The sequence below is a fragment of the Aeromonas sp. HMWF016 genome, assembly GCF_963878195.1.
GTDB classification, from domain to species: domain Bacteria; phylum Pseudomonadota; class Gammaproteobacteria; order Enterobacterales; family Aeromonadaceae; genus Aeromonas; species Aeromonas lacus.
Genome location: NZ_CAWNWX010000009.1, coordinates 1 through 1,344 on the forward strand (window position 1 = coordinate 1; position 1,344 = coordinate 1,344).

Here is a 1,344-nt window from a genome sequence, read left to right on the forward strand (position 1 = left end):
ACTATAAAACAATATGATATGAAGTTGTTGGATGATATGGGAAAGAGGTTTGCTTGGGAGAGGTGTCGCACCACCGCAAGATGGCGCGACTAAAAAGCAGAATATTTTACTAAAATCAGCGAGTGGTGCCACGCAGGGTCAACTTGCTCGGTACCAGCACCCGGAGTGGAATATCACGCTCATCACGCAGCCGTTCGACCAGCAAATTGACTCCCTGGGAGCCCATCAACTCGGAGTGGATCCGCACCGTTGAGAGCGGCGGGAAGGTGAACTTGGCGGTCGGAATATCGTTGACGCTGATAAGCTCGATCTGCTGGGGAATCGCCAATCCTTTCTCATGGATGGCACGCAGCACGCCGATGGCGATGGAGTCGGAGGCGACAAACAGCGCCTTGGGCCAATCCCCTGCCAGCATCTCCTTCGCCAGCCGGTAGCCGGAAGCACTGGAGAAATCCCCACGATAGAGATCGCTCTCCTGCACCACCCCCAGCCGCTGGCCATAATCCCGGAAGGCCAGTTCACGCAGATCCGGATTCTCATCCTGGCCACCGATATAACCGATACGCTGGTGCCCCTGCGCAATAAAGTAGTCGACGACCTGCTGGCTGATCAGAGCGAGATCCACATCGACCGAATCAAACTCTCCCTGTGAACGGCAGTCGACAAACACCAGCTGGCTGGAACATGCCCTGAGCTGGGCCAGACGCTCGGCTGTGAGGGTGCCGACCACCAGAATGCCATCCACGGTGCTCAGTTCGCGCCCTTCAGCGCAGTTGTAGAGATGGGTCAGTTCGATATTGAGACGGGCGCTCTGGGTCTCGATACCATAACGGATGGCGAGATAGTAAGGGTCGTTGACCTCGGTACTCTGGGGATAGGCATAGACCACCAGAAAGTGCAGCTTGCTCTTGTGTACCCCCTTGCGGGCGCTGCTGGTCTTGTACTCCAGCCGTTCGGCAATCTCGAAGATCCGCTGCTTGGTCTCTTCCTTGACGCTCAGACTGGGATCCTCGTTCAGTACCCGGGATACCGTCGCGAGAGAAACCCCCGCTTCCTGTGCAATTTCCTTCAACGTAGCCATCAATACCTCGCTGGCAGCATCACGTGTTAATCGGTAACGGCTAAAGAGTAACGGGCAATCCCTTGATAGCCCAGCACTTTTACTAAAATGCCGGCGGCATGGCAGATTTTTGGAACGCAGAAATGCGAAAAGGCCTCCCGAATGGGAGGCCTCTTCTAAATAGGTGCCTGACAGTGTCCTACTCTCGCATGGCGAATGCCACACTACCATCGGCGCTACCGCGTTTCACTTCTGAGTTCGGCATGGGATCAGGTGGTTCCACG

At 55.7% G+C, this 1,344-nt stretch carries 1 protein-coding gene and 1 rRNA gene; both read right to left on the minus strand.

Annotated features, from left to right (window positions below; genetic code table 11):
• Nucleotides 1–115: 115 nt before the first annotated feature.
• Complete coding sequence (ebgR, locus tag AACS24_RS01075) at nucleotides 116–1,081, minus strand: transcriptional regulator EbgR (protein ID WP_108572092.1); 966 nt, start codon at nucleotides 1,079–1,081, stop codon at nucleotides 116–118.
• A 165-nt stretch (nucleotides 1,082–1,246) separates the two neighbouring features.
• Nucleotides 1,247–1,344: ribosomal RNA gene (rrf, locus tag AACS24_RS01080) — 5S ribosomal RNA — on the minus strand; the annotation flags it as partial.

Coding starts and splice junctions, on each gene's coding strand:
- ebgR (WP_108572092.1), bottom strand. CDS start 1,081: ATGGCTACGTTGAAGGAAATTGCACAGGAAGCGGGGGTTTCTCTCGCG.